Genomic DNA, 18358 nt, shown 5'->3' on the forward strand with positions numbered 1-18358 from the left:
GCGCTAGTTTGAGTGATCGTTGCGAACTTCAGCGGGGATATCGAACTTCCCGTAATTGTAGTCATCCCAAACTTGAAAGAATCGCTTGCGCCGTTCTCCACCTGCTGCAACATAGGCATCTAAATCAGCCTGGAGCAGTTTTTTCATCAATGGCTGCTTTGCTAGAGCTAAGAGTTCCTTGAGTTCCGGTGCTGAAAAATTTGCTTCTAACTGAGTCACGTAGGTTGTTTCAGCAAATTTCCATCCTGCTTCTTTGGCGACGAGTGATTTGAGCCATGCCATCAGTTTTAAGTTTCTTGGTTCTGGTGAAAACATTGCCATATCAATACTGTTGCCGAGATATAGATCGTATCTTTGATCAATTCCAGCTTCAGCCAGCACTGCTTTTGCAAGTTCTCGTTGAGTTTGGATTGGAGGCTCTGCGATATTCTGAGAATTTGCCGCGCAACTGATAAATAAGACACAACTCACAAAAAGAGCCGCTAGCCATCGGAAGTTGAGCTTGAGCATACTTGTTCCTGAAAAGACATCATCTTCCGCCAAGATAACAGTTCAAACTCGATTTATATCTAATCCCGCATATTCCGGTCAGAAAATGAGGAATTCTATTGCGATCGCGCTCATTCCCCGATAGGATAGGGATCGCCTAATTACGGTAACACCTGTGATCAACCGTAAAAGGCAGGGAGAGCACGATGCAGTTTCGACGACTTGGAATCAAATCAATCGCCCTATTTTTGCTAGGCGTGACATTGAGTATGACGGTTGCTGCCTGTAGTGGTGGCAATGCTGGCTCGAATGTGGCACTGACGCTGGTTGGCTATGCAGTTCCCAAAGCGGCACATGATGCCATTATTCCAAGATTCATCGAACAGTGGAAAAAAGAAAAGGGTCAAGATGTGATCTTCAGCTATAGCTATGGCGCATCAGGCTCTCAAACTCGGGCTGTGATTGATGGACTCGATGCTGATATTACACATTTAGCAGTGGCAGCCGACACGGAGAGAATTGTCAAAGAGGGATTGATTCGTCAAGACTGGGCAGCGAGAGTTCCCAATCAAGGCATTGTTGCAAGAACGGTTGTCGCGATCGTGGTGCGACCTGGAAATCCTAAAAATATTCAGTCCTTTCAAGATCTGACACGCGATGATGTGAAGTGGGTAACGCCTGATCCCAAAACATCAGGAGGCGCACGTTGGAATTTTATGGCGCTGTGGAATGATGCCTTGAAACGCAGTAACAATGATGAAGCGAAAGCGAAAATCTTAGTTGCGAAGGAGTTTAAGAATGTTGCAGTCCTCGCTCGAGATGCGCGGGAAGCAACCGATGCTTTCGCAAAACAGGGACAGGGAGATGCGCTGATCAACTATGAAAATGAGGTAATCCTCGCGCAGCAGAAAGGAATTCCACTCGAATACATTGTTCCAGACGTGAATATTTCGATCGATACACCTCTAGCAGTGGTCGATAAGAATGTCGATCGCAATAAAACTCGCGACGCCGCAGAAGCGTATGCAAAGTTCTTATTTACGCCCGCAGCGCAAGCAGAGTTTGTCAAATTAGGATTTCGTCCCTTTAGCAAAGATGCTGGACAATTCCAGCCTGTCAAGGATTTAGCAACGATTCAGGACTTTGGCGGCTGGGGCAAAGTTCAGAAAAAATTCTTTGAAGACGGCGGCATTTTTGATCAAACGATCGCTGCATCAAAACAGTCATAAGAGGAAATTGATGGTTACTTCTAGCTCTGAGAAAGTCCCATTTTGGAAGGTCGCATTCCGATCGATTGTTCAGGCTCCTTGGACATGGCGGATCATGATTGGCTATCTCACTGTGATGCTAATCATTCCAACAGTTGCAATGTTCTTGAAAGCATCAACCGTCGGAGTAGAGAAGTTTTGGAGTATTGCTACTAGCCCGATCGCTTTGTCAACGTATGACATCACGTTTACGACTGCTTTAATCGCAGCTTTAATTAATGGCGTGTTTGGCACATTGATTGCTTGGGTTTTAGTCCGATACGATTTTCCTTTCAAAAAGTTCATCGATGCTTCAGTCGATTTGCCGTTTGCTTTGCCAACAGCCGTTGCAGGTTTAACGCTGGCAACAGTGTATAGCGAGGAAGGATGGATTGGCTCGCTGTTGGCTCCTTTTGGCATTAAGATTGCGTTCACTCGATTGGGTGTTGGGATTGCGATGGTGTTTATTTCCCTGCCATTTGTGATTCGCACCGTGCAACCAGTCCTCGCTGAGATGGAAAAAGAAACTGAGGAAGCTGCTTGGAGTTTGGGTGCTTCTGAATGGGAGACGTTTCGACATGTGATTTTGCCGCCCCTGTTACCTGCAATCTTAACCGGGGTTGCTTTGGGATTCTCGCGTGCAGTGGGTGAATATGGTTCGACGGTGATTGTTGCCTCGAATACGCCATTTAGGGATTTGATTGCACCTGTGTTGATTTTTCAACGGTTGGAACAGTATGACTATGCAGGTGCAACTGTGATCGGAATTGTGCTACTCGCAATTTCGCTGTTGATGCTGTTGGGACTCAATCTACTGCAAGCGTGGGGTAGACGTTACGATTCGGGTTCTTCGAGTAAACGAGTAGGACATTAAGGAGTGAATGAGATGAGTACGATCGTGAGTTCAACTCGTTCAAGGAAGAAAGTCGCATGGGTTCCAGCCGTTTTAATTACGATCGCGATCGCATTTCTCGCGCTGATCATTTACATTCCCGCGATCAATGTTTTCTATCAGGCTTTTAAGAATGGGGTTGCTCCATTTCTCGCGAATTTACGACAGCCGAACTTTATGGCAGCCGTGAGATTGACGATCGCATTAGCCGCTATTTCTGTACCGCTGAACATCATTTTTGGATTGTGTACAGCTTGGGCACTCGCACGAAAGCAGTTTCGAGGTCGTGCTTTATTGTTGAGCATTATTGACCTGCCGTTTGCGATTTCGCCTGTAGTTGCAGGTTTGATGTTGGTCTTGCTGTATGGACGGAATGGCTGGTTTGGACCAATGCTGAATGCTGCTGATATCAAAATTATTTTTGCGTTTCCGGGCATGGTACTGGCAACGATGTTTGTGAGCTTGCCGTTTGTAGCACGAGAAGTGATTCCAGTCTTAGATGAGATTGGCCCAGAGCAGGAAGAAGCAGCAAGTACTTTAGGTGCTAGTCACTGGCAGACATTTTGGCGAGTCACGTTACCGAGTATTCGTTGGGGCTTGCTCTATGGAGTCATTCTGACAAATGCGAGAGCAATGGGTGAGTTCGGAGCCGTCTCAGTTGTGTCAGGAAATTTGGCAGGTAAGACGCAAAGTTTGCCGCTGTTTATCGAGGAAGAGTATAAGCAGTATGCAACCGAGTCAGCTTATTCAGCAGCAGTGTTGCTCGCCTTGCTTGCAGTCGTTACGCTAGTTGTGAAAGAAATTATGCAACGGAAGTCGCGAATTTCAGAGGAAGAATAAGCGATCGAGTGAGTCAGAAAGATTTCGCTAGTCGTTCACCCCAATCAATCGGATAAGAAGATAGAGGGATAGGGAGTAATCTAAATCTAGGCACTCCTCACTCCCCACCTCTTCAAATCCCCTCCAAAGCAAGATAAGCCGTCCCATATGCCGCTTCTGTCTGGACTGCCTCGCTCACAGACACACCAAGCTGTCTGTGTCGAATTGCTGTCCAAGCCGAATTTTTTGCTCCGCCTCCTGCGGTGAAAACCTGCTTTAACGGCGTTGCACCGAACGATTCAAGTAATCGATATCCCTGAGCTTCAATCCTTGCCATACTTTCGAGTAAGCCATGTAAAAACTCAACACGATCGAGCGGTTTCGGCTCTAATCTCGGCATTAATTCAGGATCATTGATTGGAAATCGATCTCCCGGTTTTAACAACGGATAGTAATCTAACGGACTTTCTTGACTAGCAGAAATACGATCGCTCAATTCAATCAATTCTTCCGTCGTGAAGAACTGCTTTAACACTGCTCCACCCGTATTTGAAGCGCCACCTACGAGCCAGCGCTTGCCAAATCGATGGCTATAGATCCCGTAACGAGTATCATCAATCCGAGTATCACTGAGGAGTTTCAGAACAAGCGTTGAGCCTAATGAAGTCACAGCTTCTCCAGAGGTACTAGCTCGACTAGCAATAAAAGCCGCAATGCTATCGGTTGTACCTACATGAATTCGACAGTCAGCAGGAATGTTAAATGCTTGAGCGATCGAAGATTGAATCGGTGCGATCGCGCTTCCTGGCTCTTGGACAATTGGCAAGAGTTCTTGCCGTGGGAGCCAGCTTGGATAGTTGAATTGCTCGACATCATATCCAAGCTTCAAGCTATTGTGATAGTCACTGATGCCACATTGACCGTGTAGTTGAAATGCTAACCAGTCAGCTTGATGCAATAGATATCTCGCTTGGGAAAAATCCTCGCAGTTCTCTTGCCACCACAGCAATTTAGCCAGTGTAGACGTTGAACTCACAACCGGATGATCAGCAGGTGCGATCGCTCGAATTCTCTCTAAAACACTCACTCCACGTGCATCGTTGTACAACAGAGGTTCAGTGATCGGACGACCTGCGCGATCGCACAGTAGTACGGTTGAAGATGTCCCATTAATTGCGATGCGATCGAGATGATTTCTCACCACTTCGGGCAGATTTCGTAGCAATTGCCACAGTGTTTCAAGCCAAGTCTGGGCAAGATTAGAAGTATAAGAGACTGCGGCTTGAGCCTCGATTTTGCCATCGGGGCGAATCGCGATCGCGCGTGCGCCAGAAGTGCCGAAATCAATACCTAGAGATAGATGCATGGGTGACGAATCAACATTAAATTTGTGATACAAATCTATTCAAATCTATTTAGAACTACTTAAACTATTCTCATAAAAAGATTGTTCGCAATTTTGAGGAGAAAAAGTATAGATGTATACGTTTAACATTGTTGGAGTCTCTCCAATTTTGTCTTTCTTCAATCAACAACAAGACCTTCTTCAAAAAGATTTAGAAACAGGAGTTGAATACTTATCGAGCTTTGAGTGTACTTTAGATGCACTGATTTATTCCGTGGAAACGGTCAGCCCTCACCATCCGTGGAATCTAGATGAAGTGGTTGATACTGTTGTGAGCTTTTGGGTGAAAAATTCAGATGCGATTTCTCACTGGAAGGATCGACTTCAAGATGCAGGAAAAGACAGTCTTTTAGTCAGCCGTGTCGCAGATATTGATGCGCTCAAAACCGAATTTGAATTGCTATTTGAAAATTAATAGAGTAGCAATTTCAAAACAGGAGCGTGTTACTTTAATCTGCTAGAAAAGTCCATTAAACGCTTCAGAATATTCAGACAAAAACCACTTGCTGATAGCAATCGCTGATTCATGCTCGATGTAGAGGCGCGATCGCTTCTTTAATCCAGAAACAATCGCGCCTCTACTTTTGGGATTAACAGAATTACAGCACGGAGTCTGCGGAAGGCTGAGTTGAACTGCGCGAAAAGCCTTCGTCAACAGTAGAATCCCGCTGTCTCGGAATCAATCGCTTGCCAAACTTCGCATAGATGGCAGGAATGACGAGTAGTGTTAGCGCCGTAGACGTAAACAAGCCCCCTAACACCACAATAGCTAACGGTTGCAGGATTTCGTTTCCGGCTCCGCTCGAAAGTACCAGCGGCAAGGTTCCTAACGCCGAAGTTAAAGCCGTCATCAAAATGGCATCAATCCGCTCAAGCGAGCCTTTGACGATAACATCTTTCAGCGGCATTCCTTGCGCAAATTTGTTGTTGTAATTATCAACCAGCAACAAACCATTGCGAACTGCAACCCCAAACAATGTGATGAAGCCTACTAAAGAAGCAACAGACATCACACCCCCACTTAATAGAATTGAGACAATACCACCCACAAGTGCTAAGGGAAGGTTGATCATGATAGCGATCGTAGCAGGCAGAGATCGAACTGAGAAGAACATCAGCACCGCAATCATAACGGCTGCCAAAATACTAAACACCAGTAGATTATTAGTTGCCCGCTGCTCAGACTCGAACTGTCCGCCGTACTGGATAAAGTAGCCATTCGGCAGTTTCACCCTTTGCTGAATCTGCGATTGAATGTCACCGACCACGCTCCCGAGATCGCGTTCTGCAACGTTCGCAGAAACCACAATCAAGCGAGAAACATCTTCCCGATTCACAATATTCGCGCCCATGCCGTAGTCTACTTTGGCGACAGTACCAAGCGAAATCGTTTGTCCAGTTGGAGCAACGATCGGAATCGCCCGAATCGCGTCTAGGTTGTTACGGGCGGGTTCTGTCAGCGAAACTGCAATATCAATTAACTGTTGATTTTCTGCAACTTGAGAAACCACACGACCATTGAGCGCCGTTTCAACAGTGTTCGAGATCTGCTCCATACTCAAGCCATAAGTCGCAGCGGCAGCCCGATCGTATTGAATTTGTACTTGTCGAATTGGCAACTGAGGTTCAAGCTGCAAGTCTACAACACCCTGAATCGGCTGAATCACATCGCGAACTTGTTCCCCGATCTTTCTCAGTTCAGCGAGATCAGGGCCGAAGATTTTCACCGCGATCGCACTTCTTACTCCAGAGAGCACTTCATCCATCCGGTGAGAAATAAACCCACCAATGTTAGAAGCCACTCCAGGCAACTTCGTGAAAGCTTCGCGCAGTTGTTTGATGCTCGCTTCTCGGTTTTGCATTGCGCGATCGCTGAGTTCAACATCGACGTGAGCAATGTTTACCCCTGCGCCATCTGCATCCCCCGGAGCACGTCCAGATCGCACCTGCACCCACTCAAACAGCGGATTATCTTTGAGCGAGTTATTTAGCGCGATGCCTGCTCGATTGGTCATGTCGAGAGAAACACCAGGAAAGAGCACCATCGAGTTCACCATTGATTTTTCTTGGAACTCTGGTAGAAAGACTCGACCCAAAGAAGGCACGATCGCAACCGCAGCAATCAGTGAAGCAAGAGCGACTCCTAAAATCACCTGCGGCGATCGCAAAGAGATATTCAGGAGTGGACGATAAAGCCGCTGTGCGAGGCGAGAAACAAAGGTGTTTTCTTGCGGCAAGGTTTGGTTGGCTAACAAAATCGCGCAGAGTGCTGGCGTTAGAGTCATTGCGACGATCAACGAAGCTGCGATCGACAACAAATAAGCCAATCCCATCGGAGCAAAAATCCGCCCTTCTACGCCAGTCAAGCTAAAAATCGGAGCAAACACCACAATGATGATCACCGTCGAGAAAATCACGGCTAATCGCACTTCGACAAATGAATCCAGCACAACCCTAAACGGATGTTTTGGATGACCTTCAGCTTGATTATTTCTCAGTCCGCGATAGCAATTCTCCATATAGACGATCGAATCATCCACAAAGCCTCCGAGTGCAACCACTAAGCCTCCGATCGTCATCGTATTGATGCCTAGACCCATCCACTTCATCAATAGCAATCCGATCAGCAACGATAACGGAATTGCGGTTAAGGTGATCAATGCTGTTCTCCAGTTCATTAAGAACAGCAGCATAATCACCGAAACAATGACAATGCCTTCGAGCAGTGAACCCCCGACATTCCTGATCGCCACATCAATAAAGTTCGCTTGCCGAAACGTTTGCGCGACTTGCACATCGGCGGGTAAGGTGGCTTGCAACGATTTCATCATCGTTTCAACCGATTGCGTCCCCGTTGGCGTGTCGATATCCGGTTGTTTGTTGACCATCAAGACGATCGCGGGCTGCCCCCTAAAGCTGGCATCCCCACGTTTGGGAGCCGCACCCGTTTTGACTTCTGCCACATCTTTGAGCAGGACAGGTTTACCGTCTTGAACTTTCACCACAGACTGCTGTAAGTCCTCGATCGATTTCACTTGTCCGATTCCGCGCACGAGTAGCTCTTGACCACCGCCAGTCAGGAAGCCTCCTGGAGCATTAGAGTTTGCACCTTGAGCCGCTGCGGTAACTTCAGACAAGGAAATTTTGCGCGATCGTAGCTTATCTGGATCAACCAAGACCTGCTCTTGGCGTTCGTCTCCACCATACAGCGTCACCTGAGTGACTCCTGGAACGGAGAGGATTTGGCTGCTGAGTGTCGTATCGACCAACCGCCGCAAATCCATCAGTGTCGTCTTACCCTGTCCGTTCACCGTGAAGGCATATTGTAAAATCGTGCCGAGTGGTGAAGCTAATGGCGAAATCTCCGGAGGATGAATACCTTCAGGAAGTTGGTTCGTCACTTGCTGCAAGCTTTCTGTCACCGCTTGGCGGGCTTTATAGATGTCCGCGTTTTGATCGAAGACGATCTGTACCATTGAGAGTCCCACTTTCGAGGACGATCGCACCGTGGTCACACCGGGAAGTCCATTTACCGCACTCTCGATCGGGACAGTAATTTGTGATTCGATTTCTTCTGGAGCAAGTCCAGACGCTTCGGTGTGAATATCCACTTGCGGCGGTGCAAATTCGGGAAAGACATCGAGCGGCATCTGTGTGACACTAAAAATCCCCCAGAGTGTCACCAGAATCGAGCCAATCACAATCAGCCAGCGCTGAACGATCGAGCCTTTTAAAATCTGGTCAAGTAGAGAATTCAGCATGAATTACAGATCTCCCTTGTCCGAGAAAACGCTCTTTTTCTTGCGGGTTGCCAGAAATGCACCGACCCCACCGAGTAAGACCACACCACCCCCGATCGCAGCGGCTGTTTTCATCGGCATTCCGCTCGACTGATCGGGACTTTGTGCGGTTCCTTGAGACTGTGCTTGCTCGGATTTGGATGCGATCGGGGATGCGGAAGGACTGGGAGAAGCCGCAGTCGATTGCGTTTTGCGCGATTCTGCAAACAGCGATAAGCTACCTTGTGTTACCAACTTTTCGCCAACAGATAAGCCTTCTGTCACTTCAATCTGATCGCCCTTGGTTGCGCCCGTCTTGACAGGAACAGGCTCATAAAAATTTTCGTACTGCACAAAAGCCAGCTTTTTCCCATCTGCATCCACTAAAGCAGTCGCAGGAATCATCACCCCAGTCGCACTTTTTTGCGTGATCGGAGCCACTGAAATCCCCAAGAGCGAATCCGTTTCAGCATTCACCTTCACTCGCTGAATCCCGCCTTGTGCTTGGAATTCGTCACCGTGTCCCGCATGAGCAAACACGATCGTAGGCGCGCTGAGCGTCAAACTGATAGTAAGAATCGAACTGATGAATCGAAAGGGTTTCATGGGAAGTCCTCACGCTAACTTGAGCCGAATAAAATCTCCATCAGTCTGCCAGCAGCGAGATGAAATTCGGGTGAAATAAAGAACGTTTCGGTAAAATCAAGCTCAGAACAATGATCTGAAGCGATGCGAATTCTACTGGTAGAAGATGAAACAGATTTGGGGCGGGCGATTAAGCAAGTTCTAGTTAGCGAGAAATATATCGTCGATTGGGTACAAGATGGAATGCAGGCTTGGCACTATCTAGAAAACCAATGGACAGACTACACTGTTGCGATCGTCGATTGGCTCATTCCTGAAATATCGGGTATCGAACTCTGTCAGCGCCTCAGAGCGCAGAACAATCCTTTACCGATCTTGATGCTGACGGCGCTCGGGCAGCCAGAGAACCGAGTTGCAGGGCTAGATGCAGGAGCCGATGACTACTTAGTGAAGCCGTTTGTGATGGAAGAACTTCTCGCACGATTAAGAGCGTTACAACGGCGATCGCCGAGTCTCCAACCTCAAACCCTCACAATTGGAAGCTTGACGCTCGACTATGCGAACAACACACTGTTCAGCGAACACATGCAACCGATTCCGTTGACAGTGAAAGAGTTCCAAATCCTAGCGTATTTGATGCAAAATCCCGATCGCATTCTTTCGAGTAGCAAAATCCGTCATCAGCTTTGGGATCTTGATGCTGAACCTGTCAGTAACGTTGTTGCTGCCCAAATGCGGTTACTTCGGCGTAAGCTTGCTTGCTATGAATGCAATTGTCCGATCGAGACGATTCCGGGCCAAGGCTACCGATTCAACACGTCCAATCATGAATAGTCATCAGCTTTTTCGGCGCAGTCGGATTCAGTTAGCACTTTGGTATGCCGGGGTGATGGGAGTGATCTTGAGCTTGTCAGGATTCGGTCTCTATCGCTCGATCGCGCAAGCAAATTGGGCGGCAATGGAGCGAGAAGTTGAATCGATCGCGGGAACTCTGCATGACAGTTTAGAACCGATGCTCCCTGCTTCAGAAACACCCACAGCCGCACTGCGGCAAATTTTGCCAGAGCTTTGTTTAGTCGGACAACCTTGTAATGCAAATCCGACTCTCATTCAGCGGCACACAATCGGAATTAGCGATCGCAGCACCTACTACATTCGACTGTTCAATCACCGAGGTAAGCTGCTTGCCTTTTCTCCGAATCCCCCAACTGAACTGCCTCAAACACTCAATCCGACTCCGTGGCAAACATTTCAAACCGCATCAGGAACGCGCTATCGCCAATTTACAATCATCTTACATGGCAATCACAATCCTTCAGAACCTCATGGATCATGGGGCTATCTCCAACTTGGACGAAACTTAGAGGTATTTGATACCGAAATTCTACAAATGCGATGGATCTTACTGGTTGGATTTCCGATCGCGTTAGGTTTAGTCGCGGTTTCAAGCTGGTGGCTTTCCGGCTTAGCAATGCAACCGATTTATCAGTCTTACCAACAGCAGCAGCAGTTTACCGCAAATGCTGCACACGAACTGCGATCGCCCCTAGCTAGTCTCTTAGCAACCGTAGAGGCAATCTTGCGAGTCCCTCAGTCTGATCCCCAAGAGATGCAAACAATGCTGCACACTGTTGAACGGCAGGGCAGACGATTGAGCCATTTGATTGCAGACCTGCTCTTTCTGACGAGTCTTGAGCACCATTCGTCACTTAAGCCCTCGCAGCGCTGTTGCTTAAATGATCTAATTAGTGACTTAACTGAAGAATTTTTAGAGTTAGCAACCCTGGCGAAACTTGATCTTATCCATCAGGTTCCCGATCGTGATGTTTACGTTTTAGGGAATGAGTCTCAACTTTACCGTTTAGTTTCAAACCTAATTGCAAATTCGATTCAGTACACAGCCAGTAATGGAAAGATTATTATCAGCTTAATCGCTCGCGATCGCACAGCATTCATTACGGTGAAAGATACCGGAATTGGCATTGCCCCCAAGGATCAGGATCGAATCTTTGATCGCTTCTATCGAGTCGATAGAGATCGCTCTCGCAAAACAGGTGGAACAGGGCTAGGACTCGCCATTGCACAGGCGATCGCTCACCATCATCAAGCGACACTCAAGGTTGAAAGTCAAGTTGGGCAAGGGAGTATTTTTATAGTAGAGATTCCATTAGCTCATTAGGGTCAGCGATCGTAAACTCGCTTCTACTGTGCTGTTACAATCCCAATTCCTGTATCTTGCACTTGAATCATTTCAAAACTCTTTCTAGAGTGTGACGTGAGATCATAACAATATCGATTTTACTGAAAAACAGTATATCGAGGTAGTGTCATGGCAACTCAGGATAAAGTTGCAGAACTTGCACATCTTAGAGAGTTAGGAAACACTCGGGAAATGGTCTTTCCGATCGGGCTAGGTGGAATGCCAATGTCAATCCGCGATCGCCCGTCGGAATCTCAAGCGATCGCTACAATTCATCGAGCTTTAGAACTGGGTGTCACATTGATTGATACCGCCGATGCTTATTGCATCGATGAATCCGATAAGCATCACAACGAAAAACTTATTTACAAGGCATTACAGCAATATTCGGGTGACAAAAGCCAAGTCATGGTTGCAACCAAAGGTGGTTTGATGCGTCCAGACGGAGCTTGGACACAGAATGGGAATCCAGATCATCTGCGACAGACCATTCGAGAAAGTTTTGAAGCCCTCGGTGGAGATCAGCCGATCGATATTTGGCAGTATCATTCACCCGATCCAAATTATTCGATCGCTCAAGCGCTCACGCCTGCGAAAGAAGCGGTTCACCAAGGGATTGTTCGCTATGTAGGCGTATCGAACTTTAGCGTCGAACAAATCAAGCAAGCGCGCGATGTCGTTGAAATCGTCTCTGTGCAGAATCAATACAATCCTTGGCATCGCAATCCTGAATATGATGGCGTTCTGGAATATTGTGAAGCGGAAGGAATCACTTTTCTGCCTTGGAGTCCGTTAGGTGGCAGCCAGCGTGTGTCTCAGTTAAAAGAGATTCATGGAATTTCCGACTTGGCAAACGAGAAAAATATCTCGATTTATAGCTTAATTTTGGCGTGGATGTTGTCAAAATCGCCTTGTATTGTGCCGATTCCAGGTGCAAGCAAGCCTGAGAGTATTGCGGACTCTGTCAAAGCCGCAGAAGTTCGACTCGATCCCCAAGAGATCGCGATCGTTGAAGATGCGATCGCTCAGGTTTAACAAACATCTCCAAGCCGTAGTTTGACTCTGCTCACCGCTCTAAACCTAATACCAAATTGATCTTTAATTGCGCTTTCCCGCCCGTGATTGGAAATCACGGTCTAACCGTTGCGAACTCCCTAAAGGGACTAACAGAATACAGCGATCCAGTCCCTTCAGTGGACTTCGCACAGTTAGCACGGGGTTTAAAACCTCGTGCGGGAGAGCGCGATCGACAAATCAACCCGAAGTTTACAGGTGGAATTAATTTGATATGAAATCTTCGCGGCTCAATCCGCGAGGTTAACCAGCTTCAGGATCGATCTCTGATGAAGCTCGATCCTGAATTTCTCAATTTATAAGGACTTCAGCCCTGGAACCTCAACGCAACCCCAAACCAACTCACATCATTTTAAGTTTTGTTTACAAATCTCAATACTTGATGTTACGCTTTGTAAAGAACAACGTAAAACATCCATTGAGATCAAAATTATGAGAAGCGGTTCAATCATCGACGATCAAGGCAAACTGAACAATTTCGCGATCGAGCCTCAAATGTACGTCACCGATCAGCCCCAATTCGGCTTCAACATTAATGCAGAACGCTTGAATGGTCGTCTCGCAATGATTGGATTCGTTTCCCTCTTAGCACTGGAAGTCTTCACCGGACACGGAATCATTGGATTTTTCACATCTCTCTAGAATCAGCGCTCAGTTCACACAAACGCTGAACCATTAAAAAGATGCGTATACTGCGGTTTGCCAAAAGCTTTCATCGAGCTTGGTGGAGTGATTCAACCGCGCTTAAGTGCAGTTGAGTCAGAGATCGATAAAACTCCATTCTCCAATCCGCAGTAGAGTCATCCATTGAGCGAGTTTGGAAGTAGAGAGATACGTACCGAAAATTGCACAACATTCTGGGGCGAGATAGGATAGCCTATCTAATGGAAGTAGATTTGTGCTAGTCGTCCTATGGCTGTCGATTTTCTGAGTCATCTGAATCCGTCCCAAAAACAAGCCGTTCAGCATTTTTGTGGTCCTCTGCTCGTGATTGCAGGTGCAGGCTCAGGAAAGACGCGCGCATTGACTTATCGGATTGCCAACTTGGTGCTGACCCATCGAGTTGATCCTGAAAATATTCTGGCTGTAACCTTTACGAACAAAGCAGCGCGGGAGATGAAGGATCGCATCGAACGACTGTTTGCAGAACAGCAGGCATTGACTGAGCATGGGCAATCGCTGCAATCGCTTCCGGGACATGTGCAGACGAAATTGCGATCGCAAGTCTACAAATCGATCACGAAAGATCTCTGGATCGGAACCTTTCATGCACTCTGCTGCCGGATTCTACGCTTCGATATTGAGAAATTCCAAGATGAGAAAGGGCGGAAATGGACAAAATCTTTCTCGATTTTTGATGAATCCGATGCCCAGAGCTTAGTCAAAGACATCATCATCAATCAACTGAATATTGACGATAAGAAATTTGATCCACGCAGCGTTCGGTATGCAATCAGCAACGCTAAGAATAAGGGGTTAACCCCACGAGATTACGAGCGAGAGCAATCTAACTTCAAAGGAAAAGTGATTGCAAATATCTACAGCGTTTATCAAGATAAACTCGCTGAAAACAATGCGGTTGACTTTGATGATCTGATTTGGATTCCGGTGCAACTCTTCCGTCAGAATGAACAGATTCGCGCATACTGGCACAAACGCTTCCGCCATATTCTCGTTGATGAGTATCAAGATACAAATCGCACACAGTATGAATTACTGCAACTTCTGACCACGAATGGAGAATCCGCCCGCAGCTTTAAAGAGTGGGATTATCGATCGATCTTCGTTGTCGGCGACGCAGATCAATCGATTTACTCGTTCCGCATGGCAGATTTCACGATTCTGATGGGCTTCCAGCAAGACTTTGGCGATGGACTGCCCGATGATGATACGCGAACGATGGTGAAATTAGAAGAGAACTATCGATCGACAGAGAACATTCTCCAACTTGCAAACGACCTGATCGAGAACAACACAGAACGGATTGATAAAGTTCTCAAACCAACTCGCGGACAAGGCGAACCGACTTTCTGCTATCGCGCTCAAGATGAGATCGATGAAGCCGAATTCGTGATTCAACAAATGCGGAGATTAGAAGCGGTCAATTCTGATCTGCATTGGGGTAAGTTTGCTATTCTCTATCGTACGAATGCTCAATCGCGAGCCTTTGAAGAAATTTTGGTGCGGTGGGGAGTTCCTTACAAGATTGTGGGCGGGCTGCGATTCTACGATCGTAAAGAAATCAAAGACGTTCTAGCTTACTTGAGAGCGATCGCAAATCCATCGGATTCATTAAGTTTGCTGCGTGTGATTAATACTCCGCGTCGTGGCGTAGGCAAAACCACGATCGAAGCTTTGCAAAAAGCAGCGATCGAGCTTGGTACTCCACTGTGGGAAATTCTCAGCGATGAAACCTCGATCAAAACTCTGGCGGGTCGATCCTCGAAAGGAGTGATTCAATTTGTCGAAATTATTCAGCGATGGCGCGCACAGATTGACACCGTAAGCGCTTCAGAACTCGTTCAAGGGGTTTTAGAAGATTCAGGCTATGTCAGAGATTTAAAATCTCAAGGCACAGACGAAGCAGAAGATCGCTTACAGAACGTGCAGGAGTTATATAACGCCGTTCTGCAATACGAAGAAGAAAACGAAGACGACAAGAGTTTGATCGGCTTCTTGGCAAGTGCATCTTTAGCCTCCGATTTGGATGACACCGAAGAAGAATCGACGAAAGTCTCGCTGATGACCTTGCACTCGTCGAAAGGGTTGGAATTTCCGATCGTATTTCTCGTCGGTTTAGAGCAAGGACTATTCCCTAGTTATCGATCGCTTGATGATCCAGCCGCGATCGAAGAAGAACGTCGCCTTTGCTATGTGGGCATTACCCGTGCTCAAGAGCGGTTATTTATCTCTCATGCTCGCGAACGTCGATTGTATGGAAACCGCGAACCTGCTAGCCCTTCGCTTTTCCTGGGAGAACTCCCGCGTGAATTGATGGATAGCAATACAAAAGCTGCTATTCCTAAAAAGTTCACAGAAAAGAAACCTCAATCTAAGCCTGCACCCGTTTTACAGAACGATGTTGAATGGAGCGTGGGAGATCGCGTCATGCACAGTCAATTTGGCATCGGCGAAGTGACTAACGTGTTTGGCAGTGGGAGCAAAGCAACATTAGCCATTCGATTTGATAATCTAACCGGGATGAAACGGAAGATTTTGCCCATTGGCGATCGCGGCTTAACTGCGATCGATTAAAGAATATCAGTCGTATTTAATCTGAGTTGAGTAACCTAGTCAATGTCAGCTCGGGTTAACGTTTGGGCAGCTGGCGAATGAGCGAAATCTCTTATCTCGAATTCACGTTAGCCAACTAATCCTGCTCTCAGCGCTCGCACTGCTGCTTGAGTCCGATCGTCGGCACAGAGCTTATTGAGAATATTGCGGACATGTGTTTTGACTGTACCTACTGTGATGTAGAGCTTTTCTGCAATCACAGCATTACTACAGCCATCGACAATCAGTTGCAGCACTTCTAACTCACGCTCAGTCAGCGGATAGGCTTCAATAATTTGGTTGTATTCCGGTTCGGCAGCGGTAATCGCAACCTGCTGTAGTTCGTCTGTAATCGGGGTAGGCGGGGTCTGCGTCTGAGTTTGACGGAGCACGACTCTCGCAATTGCAGGATCAATCCAAGAATTTCCTTCATTCGTCACCCGCAATGCATCGACCAACTGATCGAGACTGACATCTTTCATGCAGTAAGAATCTGCACCTGCCGCGAATGCTGCTAAAACCGTATCTTCTTGATCTTGTAGGGTAAGAATTAAGACTCTCGTATCGGATTGATCCTCCGAGGCAGCTTGAGCTTGGCGGAAGCGGCGCGTCAACTCGATGCCATCGATATCCGGTAAACCAATATCGACGATCGCAACATCGGGTTTATGCTGGAGCAGCAATTTTAGCCCATCTGTGCCATTTGCAGCCTCACCAACCACTTGAAAGCCGGGTCTTTGCTGTAAAGCCGTTTTCATACCGACTCGCGTTAGATCATGATCTTCAATCAGCGTAATGCGAATATCATTCATATACGAAGACTCCCACAATGTTTAGAAAATATCAAATTTGCATAGAAAAATAACGATTCTTTGTACAGTTGTTCAGCCGACCACTAACCGGATGTGCGGCTACTAATGTTCAACTTTAAACACTTTAAACATAGTCACAAATATAGAGTTTTGTTGTGCATCCCTGGTATATAGCTCAAGAATGATTTGTGCATCCTGCCGTCATTTCGCTGGAATGCGGCAACGATCAAGTGATTTCATTCGTATAACAAATTGTAATAATTAGGATGATAATCTCAGCTTTGTTGATTGGGAGTCCCGATCGCAGAACATCAAGATTAAGCAGAAGCAGAAGGAATAGGTGGGGTAATTCGGGTTAGGCGTGAACTCGATCTTTCAAGTGAAAATGCCTCGACGGCTTGCGACCAAACAATGGGTCAAGCCGTGCAAATCATTTCTTTCTGCATGAGTGCCTCTGCGAATTAACTTCGGAGGGATTCATGCAGAAAGTTGAATCTCTTCTGCGTCTAAGCTTGCAATTGCTTCCAACGTTTTTGGAGATCTTCGATCGTATAAACCGCTCGGAATTTTAACCCTTGCTGCTGATAAAATTCTGCGCCCCCCTGTTGACGATCGATGAGCGAGATCACTTCATCGACTTGATATCCGGCATCGCGCAATCGCTCAACCGCCTTCATCGCGGATTGCCCCGTTGTCACGACATCTTCTAAAACAACAACTCGGCTTCCCTCCGGTAACGTCAACCCCTCAATATATGCCTGCGTTCCATGCCCTTTCGCCTCTTTACGGACAATCAACGCGGCGATCGATTTTCCTTCATAAGCTCCGACCACACTCGTCGCCGTTACAATCGGATCAGCCCCTAACGTTAAACCCGCCACAGCAACGGTATCCGGCTCCAATAACGCTAACAACACTCGTCCGACTGCCAAAGCACCTTGGGGATGCAAGGTCACCTGCTTCCCATTGATGTAATACGAACTGCGCTGACCCGAAGACAAGAGAAAATCTCCCTCCCGATAAGCACCCAAACAGAACAGATCCAAAAGGCGATCGCGCACTTCCTCAATCTCAGCCGTTGACCAAGGAAATGTTTTTGCGTCGAACTTAGTCACATTTGTCATATGCGGGCAAACTAATGAATATTACGTGTCAAAAAGCATGGATTTGGTTAAATTTCATACATGAATGCGGTAAAAACACGCAGTTAATTGTGAAACCACCCAATCTTTTCTACCTTTTAGCCAATCATTGAGGATAAAGAACTATGGGCGTGAGGATCAAGAGCCTATTTAGCGCAATTGCGCTCAGTGCCTCTTCTAGTTTGATGGCGATCGCAGCCAGCGCGCAAGAGGCACCCGTATTTCGTCCGAACGAAACCATTCCGAATGCGATCGATCGTGCCTATTTCGGAGCACTCGGCGAATTCTCCGATCGCAATCCCCTACGGTATACCCAAACCATCATCGGAACGCCTTATGGGTATCCGGAAAATCAAATTTCTCGCGATGGGGAGCGGATTCATCGCATTTACTTAGACTTAATGAATCAGCAAAATTCAAGCGATCCGTTGATTCGGACAGCCGATTTGCCCAACCCATTTAATCTGTCGGTGCAAACGCTGCCAACTTCTGGCAATCCCGTTGTGGGAAGTGAATTTGCGATCGAACAGCCACTCGATCCACAATTTCCAGTCCAGCCGATGACCCCGCCGAATTCACTATTGCCGCAGCGATACTAGGAATTTGGAGTTTGGATTCAGTTCTTGAATTGACTGAATCCA

At 47.0% G+C, this 18358-nt stretch carries 16 protein-coding genes; 10 read left to right on the plus strand and 6 right to left on the minus strand.

What is annotated here, in order from left to right; all coding sequences use genetic code 11:
* Positions 1-3: 3 nt before the first annotated feature.
* Positions 4-510: a DUF2059 domain-containing protein gene (locus J0L70_RS04920; protein ID WP_017287594.1), complete on the minus strand. Its 507-nt coding sequence runs from the start codon at positions 508-510 to the stop codon at positions 4-6.
* A 185-nt stretch (positions 511-695) separates the two neighbouring features.
* On the opposite strand from J0L70_RS04920, the gene J0L70_RS04925 reads away from it, so the two are divergent.
* The 3 genes from J0L70_RS04925 to cysW are packed head-to-tail and all read left to right on the plus strand — an operon-like array spanning position 696 to position 3468.
* The gene (locus J0L70_RS04925; RefSeq protein ID WP_287453320.1) at positions 696-1718 is read left to right on the plus strand and encodes a sulfate ABC transporter substrate-binding protein; all 1023 of its coding nucleotides are present in this window, start codon (positions 696-698) and stop codon (positions 1716-1718) included.
* Positions 1719-1728: 10 nt separating this feature from the next.
* The gene (gene cysT / locus J0L70_RS04930; RefSeq protein WP_017287592.1) at positions 1729-2610 is read left to right on the plus strand and encodes a sulfate ABC transporter permease subunit CysT; all 882 of its coding nucleotides are present in this window, start codon (positions 1729-1731) and stop codon (positions 2608-2610) included.
* Positions 2611-2622: 12 nt separating this feature from the next.
* A complete protein-coding gene (cysW, locus tag J0L70_RS04935) occupies positions 2623-3468 on the plus strand; it encodes a sulfate ABC transporter permease subunit CysW (RefSeq protein ID WP_287453321.1) in 846 nt (281 codons plus the stop codon).
* 112 nt (positions 3469-3580) lie between these two features.
* Here the strand turns inward: cysW and J0L70_RS04940 are convergent, their stop codons facing one another.
* Positions 3581-4813 carry an FGGY-family carbohydrate kinase gene (locus tag J0L70_RS04940; RefSeq protein ID WP_287453322.1) on the minus strand — a complete coding sequence of 411 codons (1233 nt, stop codon included), beginning with the start codon at positions 4811-4813 and terminating at the stop codon, positions 3581-3583.
* A gap of 112 nt (positions 4814-4925) precedes the next feature.
* Between J0L70_RS04940 and J0L70_RS04945 the strand changes: the two genes are divergently transcribed.
* A complete protein-coding gene (locus J0L70_RS04945; protein WP_017287589.1) occupies positions 4926-5267 on the plus strand; it encodes a hypothetical protein in 342 nt (113 codons plus the stop codon).
* A 184-nt stretch (positions 5268-5451) separates the two neighbouring features.
* Here J0L70_RS04945 and J0L70_RS04950 read toward each other — a convergent pair whose 3' ends face one another.
* Positions 5452-8613, minus strand: coding sequence for an efflux RND transporter permease subunit (locus J0L70_RS04950; protein WP_287453323.1), 3162 nt, complete (start codon positions 8611-8613; stop codon positions 5452-5454).
* Between the two features lie 3 nt (positions 8614-8616).
* Positions 8617-9237: a permuted SH3 domain-containing protein gene (locus J0L70_RS04955; protein ID WP_287453324.1), complete on the minus strand. Its 621-nt coding sequence runs from the start codon at positions 9235-9237 to the stop codon at positions 8617-8619.
* A gap of 123 nt (positions 9238-9360) precedes the next feature.
* On the opposite strand from J0L70_RS04955, the gene rppA reads away from it, so the two are divergent.
* From rppA to pcrA, 5 genes are all read left to right on the plus strand, one after another.
* Positions 9361-10050, plus strand: coding sequence for a two-component system response regulator RppA (gene rppA / locus J0L70_RS04960; protein ID WP_287453325.1), 690 nt, complete (start codon positions 9361-9363; stop codon positions 10048-10050).
* Positions 10043-11395, plus strand: coding sequence for a two-component system sensor histidine kinase RppB (rppB, locus tag J0L70_RS04965; protein WP_287453326.1), 1353 nt, complete (start codon positions 10043-10045; stop codon positions 11393-11395). The genes rppA and rppB overlap by 8 nt, the downstream gene beginning before the upstream one ends.
* A gap of 150 nt (positions 11396-11545) precedes the next feature.
* A complete protein-coding gene (locus J0L70_RS04970; protein ID WP_017287586.1) occupies positions 11546-12451 on the plus strand; it encodes an aldo/keto reductase in 906 nt (301 codons plus the stop codon).
* Between the two features lie 471 nt (positions 12452-12922).
* Complete coding sequence (locus J0L70_RS04975) at positions 12923-13132, plus strand: CAB/ELIP/HLIP family chlorophyll-binding protein (protein WP_017287585.1); 210 nt, start codon at positions 12923-12925, stop codon at positions 13130-13132.
* A gap of 270 nt (positions 13133-13402) precedes the next feature.
* A complete protein-coding gene (pcrA, locus tag J0L70_RS04980; RefSeq protein WP_287453327.1) occupies positions 13403-15745 on the plus strand; it encodes a DNA helicase PcrA in 2343 nt (780 codons plus the stop codon).
* A 107-nt stretch (positions 15746-15852) separates the two neighbouring features.
* Here pcrA and J0L70_RS04985 read toward each other — a convergent pair whose 3' ends face one another.
* Together J0L70_RS04985 and pyrE are read right to left on the minus strand one after the other, a co-directional pair.
* The gene (locus tag J0L70_RS04985; protein ID WP_017287583.1) at positions 15853-16575 is read right to left on the minus strand and encodes a response regulator; all 723 of its coding nucleotides are present in this window, start codon (positions 16573-16575) and stop codon (positions 15853-15855) included.
* Positions 16576-17081: 506 nt separating this feature from the next.
* Positions 17082-17690, minus strand: a complete 609-nt coding sequence (gene pyrE / locus J0L70_RS04990; RefSeq protein ID WP_287453329.1) for an orotate phosphoribosyltransferase — start codon at positions 17688-17690, stop codon at positions 17082-17084.
* Positions 17691-17842: 152 nt separating this feature from the next.
* Between pyrE and J0L70_RS04995 the strand changes: the two genes are divergently transcribed.
* Positions 17843-18316: a hypothetical protein gene (locus tag J0L70_RS04995; protein ID WP_287453331.1), complete on the plus strand. Its 474-nt coding sequence runs from the start codon at positions 17843-17845 to the stop codon at positions 18314-18316.
* Positions 18317-18358 lie beyond the last annotated feature (42 nt).

This window comes from Leptolyngbya sp. UWPOB_LEPTO1, assembly GCF_017302695.1.
GTDB lineage: Bacteria > Cyanobacteriota > Cyanobacteriia > Leptolyngbyales > Leptolyngbyaceae > Leptolyngbya > Leptolyngbya boryana.

What these genes read in the sequence shown, in the direction of transcription:
- J0L70_RS04920 (WP_017287594.1), bottom strand. Translation starts at nt 510, where the DNA reads ATGCTCAAGCTCAACTTCCGATGGCTAGCGGCTCTTTTTGTGAGTTGT.
- J0L70_RS04925 (WP_287453320.1), top strand. Translation starts at nt 696, where the DNA reads ATGCAGTTTCGACGACTTGGAATCAAATCAATCGCCCTATTTTTGCTA.
- cysT (WP_017287592.1), top strand. Translation starts at nt 1,729, where the DNA reads ATGGTTACTTCTAGCTCTGAGAAAGTCCCATTTTGGAAGGTCGCATTC.
- cysW (WP_287453321.1), top strand. Translation starts at nt 2,623, where the DNA reads ATGAGTACGATCGTGAGTTCAACTCGTTCAAGGAAGAAAGTCGCATGG.
- J0L70_RS04940 (WP_287453322.1), bottom strand. Translation starts at nt 4,813, where the DNA reads ATGCATCTATCTCTAGGTATTGATTTCGGCACTTCTGGCGCACGCGCG.
- J0L70_RS04945 (WP_017287589.1), top strand. Translation starts at nt 4,926, where the DNA reads ATGTATACGTTTAACATTGTTGGAGTCTCTCCAATTTTGTCTTTCTTC.
- J0L70_RS04950 (WP_287453323.1), bottom strand. Translation starts at nt 8,613, where the DNA reads ATGCTGAATTCTCTACTTGACCAGATTTTAAAAGGCTCGATCGTTCAG.
- J0L70_RS04955 (WP_287453324.1), bottom strand. Translation starts at nt 9,237, where the DNA reads ATGAAACCCTTTCGATTCATCAGTTCGATTCTTACTATCAGTTTGACG.
- rppA (WP_287453325.1), top strand. Translation starts at nt 9,361, where the DNA reads ATGCGAATTCTACTGGTAGAAGATGAAACAGATTTGGGGCGGGCGATT.
- rppB (WP_287453326.1), top strand. Translation starts at nt 10,043, where the DNA reads ATGAATAGTCATCAGCTTTTTCGGCGCAGTCGGATTCAGTTAGCACTT.
- J0L70_RS04970 (WP_017287586.1), top strand. Translation starts at nt 11,546, where the DNA reads ATGGCAACTCAGGATAAAGTTGCAGAACTTGCACATCTTAGAGAGTTA.
- J0L70_RS04975 (WP_017287585.1), top strand. Translation starts at nt 12,923, where the DNA reads ATGAGAAGCGGTTCAATCATCGACGATCAAGGCAAACTGAACAATTTC.
- pcrA (WP_287453327.1), top strand. Translation starts at nt 13,403, where the DNA reads ATGGCTGTCGATTTTCTGAGTCATCTGAATCCGTCCCAAAAACAAGCC.
- J0L70_RS04985 (WP_017287583.1), bottom strand. Translation starts at nt 16,575, where the DNA reads ATGAATGATATTCGCATTACGCTGATTGAAGATCATGATCTAACGCGA.
- J0L70_RS04995 (WP_287453331.1), top strand. Translation starts at nt 17,843, where the DNA reads ATGGGCGTGAGGATCAAGAGCCTATTTAGCGCAATTGCGCTCAGTGCC.